This is a genomic window from Peribacillus sp. (assembly GCF_059453735.1).
Map to the genome: position 1 here is coordinate 1 of NZ_JAZVJO010000132.1, position 5,029 is coordinate 5,029.

At 41.8% G+C, this 5,029-nt stretch carries 6 protein-coding genes; 3 read left to right on the top strand and 3 right to left on the bottom strand.

Annotated features, from left to right (window positions below; translation table 11 throughout):
- The first annotated feature begins 24 nt into the window (after nucleotides 1–24).
- From AC52RT_RS04435 to AC52RT_RS04445, 3 genes are read left to right on the top strand one after another with little or no spacing between them, the layout of a single operon-like run.
- Entirely contained in the window at nucleotides 25–1,170 is a 1,146-nt protein-coding gene (locus tag AC52RT_RS04435; RefSeq protein WP_495539632.1) for an acyl-CoA dehydrogenase family protein, read from the top strand.
- A 24-nt stretch (nucleotides 1,171–1,194) separates the two neighbouring features.
- A complete protein-coding gene (locus AC52RT_RS04440; protein ID WP_495539633.1) occupies nucleotides 1,195–2,346 on the top strand; it encodes a thiolase family protein in 1,152 nt (383 codons plus the stop codon).
- A gap of 21 nt (nucleotides 2,347–2,367) precedes the next feature.
- Entirely contained in the window at nucleotides 2,368–3,924 is a 1,557-nt protein-coding gene (locus tag AC52RT_RS04445; protein ID WP_495539634.1) for a fatty acid--CoA ligase, read from the top strand.
- A 219-nt stretch (nucleotides 3,925–4,143) separates the two neighbouring features.
- On the opposite strand, the gene AC52RT_RS04450 is transcribed toward AC52RT_RS04445, so the two are convergent.
- The 3 genes from AC52RT_RS04450 to AC52RT_RS04460 all read right to left on the bottom strand — a co-directional run.
- The gene (locus AC52RT_RS04450) at nucleotides 4,144–4,320 is read right to left on the bottom strand and encodes a YfhD family protein (RefSeq protein ID WP_495539635.1); all 177 of its coding nucleotides are present in this window, start codon (nucleotides 4,318–4,320) and stop codon (nucleotides 4,144–4,146) included.
- A gap of 100 nt (nucleotides 4,321–4,420) precedes the next feature.
- The gene (locus AC52RT_RS04455) at nucleotides 4,421–4,546 is read right to left on the bottom strand and encodes a YfhE family protein (protein WP_495539636.1); all 126 of its coding nucleotides are present in this window, start codon (nucleotides 4,544–4,546) and stop codon (nucleotides 4,421–4,423) included.
- A 98-nt stretch (nucleotides 4,547–4,644) separates the two neighbouring features.
- Nucleotides 4,645–5,029 (bottom strand): DUF1731 domain-containing protein (locus AC52RT_RS04460; protein ID WP_495539637.1); only part of this gene is annotated, 385 nt, incomplete at its 5' end.

Consider the following 5,029-nt stretch of genomic DNA (forward strand, 5'->3'; position numbering starts at 1 on the left):
AATAATACGAAGGAGAATGATTGAGTGAAGCAGCCGTATCTGACAGAAGAACATCATTTATTTAGAAAATCATTTCGAAAGTTCCTTGAGAAAGAGGCATATCCTTTTTATGAGCAATGGGAAGAAAATCGAATCATCCCGCGGACATTTTGGGAGAAGATGGGTGAGCAAGGCTTTCTATGTCCAGATTTGGATGAGCAGTATGGCGGGTATAGCGCTGACTGGGGATATTCAGTGATTATTAATGAAGAATTAGAAAGAGTCGGCTCGGGTTTAGTTGGAATTGGGCTGCATAGTGATATTGTAGTTCCTTATTTATCTTCCTTTGGGACGACGGAACAAAAGCTGCGCTGGCTGCCAAAATGTGCTGCTGGGAAGATGATTACGGCGATTGCCATGACCGAACCAGGAACAGGTTCTGATCTTGCTAATATCAAGACGACGGCTGTTCTTGACGGTGAGAATTATATCTTAAACGGTCAGAAAACGTTTATTACCAACGGAATTCATGCTGATTTAGTGATTGTGGCCTGTAAAACAGATCCAAATGCTGTTCCTAAACATAAGGGAGTTAGTCTGCTGGTTGTGGAAAGAAGTGCGAAAGGTTTTTCACGGGGGCGAAAATTAAATAAGGTTGGGTTACATAGTCAGGATACAGCTGAGCTTATATTTGAAGATTGTATTGTTCCCAAACAGAATTTACTTGGTGAGGAAGGCAAAGGGTTTAGTTATTTAATGGAAAAGCTTCAACAAGAGCGTCTGATCGTAGCAATCGATGCACAAGTGTCAGCCGAAGAAATGTTTAAAGATACGTTGAATTATGTGAAAAGCCGTGAAGCGTTCGGAAAGCACATCAGTGATTTCCAAAACACACAGTTTAAGATGGCCGAAATGGCTGCGGATATTGAAATGGGCCGCGTGTTTCTTGATCAATTAATTGCAAGTCATTTAGCAGGGGAGAACATCGTGACAAACGTTTCTATGGCTAAATATAAACTTACGGAAACAGCGAGGAAGATTTCTATTGAATGTATGCAGCTGCATGGGGGATACGGTTATATGGAGGAATATAAAATTGCGAGAAGATATCGTGATATACCCGTTGCTAGTATCTATGCTGGAACGAATGAAATTATGAAAAAGATTATTGCTAAGAATATTGGCTTGTAACTAGTAGAGAAGGGGAGAGATTAGATGCGTGAAGTAGTGATTGTAGAAGGCTTGAGAACACCTGTAGGAAGAAGAAATGGAGTATTTAAGGACTACCGTCCGGATGATTTAGCTGCAGAAGTGTTAAAGGAACTAGTTAAGAGGACAGGAATTGATTCGGGAATGATAGAGGATGTCATTCTTGGCTGTGTTTCTCAATCCGGGGAACAAGCTGGGGATATCGCTAGGGTAGCGGCATTGATAGCTGGATACCCGATTGAAGTCCCTGGGACAACCATTGATCGCCAATGTGGGTCAAGTCAACAAGCTGTTCATTTTGCTGCACAGGCAATTCTTGCTGGTGATATGGATGTCGTAGTTGCAGGTGGTGTGGAGAACATGTCAAGAGTTCCTATGGGTTCTAATTATCAAGGAGCTGACCGCAGTCCAAAGCTGAAGGAAAAATACGAACTGATCAATCAAGGTGTTTCTGCGGAACGAATTGCTGAGATGTATAACTTGACTCGTGAAGAGTGTGATCAGTTTTCAGTTGAGAGTCATCAAAAAGCATTGCGTGCTCAGAGTGAAGGATATTTCCAAAAAGAGATTATTCCAGTATCCGTCCTTAATGAAGATGGGGAAAAGCTAGAAGTTACAGAGGACTCAGGACCGAGAGAGGGAACTACACTTGAAGTGCTGGCCGGGTTAAGAACGGTTTTTAAAGAAGACGGGTTAATTCATGCTGGAAACTCAAGCCAGATTAGTGATGGTGCTGCGGCTTTATTGCTTATGGAACGGAGTAAGGCTGAAGAGTTAGGCTTAAAGCCAAGGTTTAAGGTTCATACCCGAGTAGTCGTCGGGTCTGATCCAACCTTAATGTTGACGGGACCAATTCCCGCAACAGAGAAGGCTCTCCAAAAAAGCGGCTTAACGATAGATGATATAGATATCTTTGAAGTAAATGAAGCATTCGCACCAGTTCCACTTGCTTGGTTGAAGGAAACAGGAGCGGATCCCGCCAAGCTCAATCCAAATGGTGGAGCTATCGCATTGGGTCATCCTCTTGGAGGCAGCGGGGCACGTCTGATGGTATCAATGATGCATGAATTGGAACGAACAGGCGGCCGCTATGGTTTGCAAACCATGTGTGAAGGAAATGGAATGGCAAATGCTACGATTATCGAAAGGTTAAACTAAACTCGGTAAGGGGGAAGCTGAATGTCGGAAACAATCGGGCAGCTATTTGATCAGACAGTAGAAATTTTTCCTAATAAGGAAGCACTATATGATGTGCGGAGAAACCGAAGGTACACCTATAGCGAGTGGAATAACCGGGTAAATGCCCTAATTAATGCGTTAGCAGCGGAAGGCGTGAAAAAAGGCGACAGGGTATCTACTTTTCTATTTAATAATGAAGAGCTGGCTACTGCCTTTTTTGCTTGTGCTAAGATTGGTGCGGTCTTTAATCCGATTAACTTTCGATTACAGGCAGAAGAAGTCGGCTTCATTCTGGATGATGCCCGCCCTAAAGTGGTTTTGTTTGAAGAAGTATTAGCCCCGGTTGTAGCGAGTGTAGAGAAGCGGTTTCCAGAAACGGCCTTTTGGTATATTGATAAGGATGTACCGGTGTATGCTGCAAGCTTTCAGGAAAAAACGGAATCGGCACCTATTTTTTATCCTCAAGAAGAGATAACAGCTGACGATTTATATGCGATTATGTATACGAGTGGAACCACAGGAAGGCCCAAAGGGGTTATGCATCTTCATAAAGATATGGTTTCTCAGAGTAAAATATTAATCGAAGCGTTCAAGTATAGTGAAGAAGATATAGGGTTGATTACAGCGCCGATGTTTCATTGTGCAGAACTGCATTGTGCGTTCCTTCCACGGGTTCAGAAAGGAGCAAAGAATGTAATTCTCCATCAATTTAATGCAAAAAAGGTTCTTGAAATCATTGAACAAGAACAGATCAGTATCTTTTTTGCTGCCCCGACGATGTGGAATATGCTTCTTCAAGAGGATTTGTCTATCTATCAATTAGACAGTTTGATAAACGGATTATACGGCGCAGCGCCAATGGCACCAAACCTTGTTCTTGCTTGTGAAGAGAAATTAGGGGTTTCCTTGAAACAAGCCTATGGAATGACAGAGATGGGCCCTGCGGTAACGCTGCTTTTGGCTGAGGATCAAATACGTAAAGCAGGTTCTGCGGGTAAGGTTTGCCCAGAACATGAGTTAATTATTGTGCGACCTAATGAAGAAGGACCTTCTGAACCGTCAGACGTTTTGCCTGCAGGAGAGACAGGGGAAATACTGGTTAAAGGGCCTTGTATGATGAGCGGCTATTTTGAACGTAAAGAAGCAAGTGAAAAAGCACTTTATAAAGGATGGTATCATTCAGGGGATATTGGATACCTTGATGAAGAAGGCTATCTCTATGTGAAAGACCGCGTGGACGATATGATCATAACCGGCGGCGAAAATGTGTATCCTAGGGAAGTTGAAGATACGCTATTTGCTCATGAAGGGGTACTAGATTGTGCGGTTATTGGTCAGCCGGACAGCCACTGGGGTGAAAAAGTGATTGCTTTTGTTGTAAAAAAGAATCCGGCCCTAACGGAAGAAGAATTAGAAGATTGGTGCAAAAACAGCGATAGCTTAGCCAATTATAAACGCCCAAGAAACTATATCTTCTGTGAAGAGCTGCCGCGTAATGCCAGCGGTAAAGTTCAAAAATTTATGCTTCGTAAACAAGTGGAAGACGTTAGGATGTAAAGACTATTAATAAACTATCCACAACAAATCACTTGTTAAATTAATGAATTTTCAGAATTATCCACAGTGTCCACAGAGTTATCCATACTATACAAATAATAGTAGTGGATAAAAAGTAGACGTAAGCCTTTAGAAACAACAAGCTCCAAACTTATCCACAACCGTTAAGGTGGTAGTAAACGAAAGAAACCAGGCGCATAATGCCCTGGTTTCTTTCGTTTATTTCTTCGCACGTTCGTCCGCGGCCTTGGAACGCTGTTGAGCAATTATGTCATCCCGATCAGCTAGTTCTTGAGAAAATTCAATGTCACGTCCATCACTCTTTATACTTGTTGGATCTTTGAGCAATTTCTGCATGTTCTCAATTCGCTCTAAGTTTATTTTGTTTTGTCCCATTCGACAGCACCCCAAACAAGAATTTGAAATGATTGAATCATCTCATCTTCAATTTCTCCAAGTATTTAAGGTTTTATCACAGGGAATTAAAACCAAGATTTTAGCGGCGTCCTTTTTTCTCGGTAAATCCTCCAGCACGGTCTGCCTTTCTAAATTCGCGATCATAAAGTACAGATTGAGTTGAGTTTAAGGAATTTTTTATCTTATCACGCTTTTTGCTGTCCATCTTTTCATCTCCTTATGTGAGCTCTAGGCAAGAAACTTGAATCGGGATGTCTTTCTATTCCTATTTTTTCCACAGAGTGGATAATCATACTCACTTTATTATTTTTTTAGTAAATCATTCAGGGCTCCGTTCAATGTTGGGTAGCGGAAGGGATAATGAGACTTTTCTAGTACTTGCGGCTGCACCTTTTGTCCTTCCAGAACGAGTATACTCATTTCTCCTAAGACGATCTTTAGTACAAAATCTGGTACTGGAAACCAATGAGGTCGATTCATCGTTTTACTGATGGAATGGCCAAATTCCCTCATTGTTACTTGTTGTGGTGCAGTGAAATTCACAGGTCCAGAGATTTCAGAATGATGAATACAAAATAAAATGGCTCCTGCAACGTCTTGAATATGTATCCATGAGAGTATTTGGCTGCCGTTTCCAATAGTTCCACCAGCAAATAGCTTATAAGGCAGTACCATTGTAGGCAGGGCA

What these genes read in the sequence shown, in the direction of transcription:
- AC52RT_RS04440 (WP_495539633.1), top strand. Translation starts at nt 1,195, where the DNA reads ATGCGTGAAGTAGTGATTGTAGAAGGCTTGAGAACACCTGTAGGAAGA.
- AC52RT_RS04445 (WP_495539634.1), top strand. Translation starts at nt 2,368, where the DNA reads ATGTCGGAAACAATCGGGCAGCTATTTGATCAGACAGTAGAAATTTTT.
- AC52RT_RS04450 (WP_495539635.1), bottom strand. Translation starts at nt 4,320, where the DNA reads ATGGGACAAAACAAAATAAACTTAGAGCGAATTGAGAACATGCAGAAA.
- AC52RT_RS04455 (WP_495539636.1), bottom strand. Translation starts at nt 4,546, where the DNA reads ATGGACAGCAAAAAGCGTGATAAGATAAAAAATTCCTTAAACTCAACT.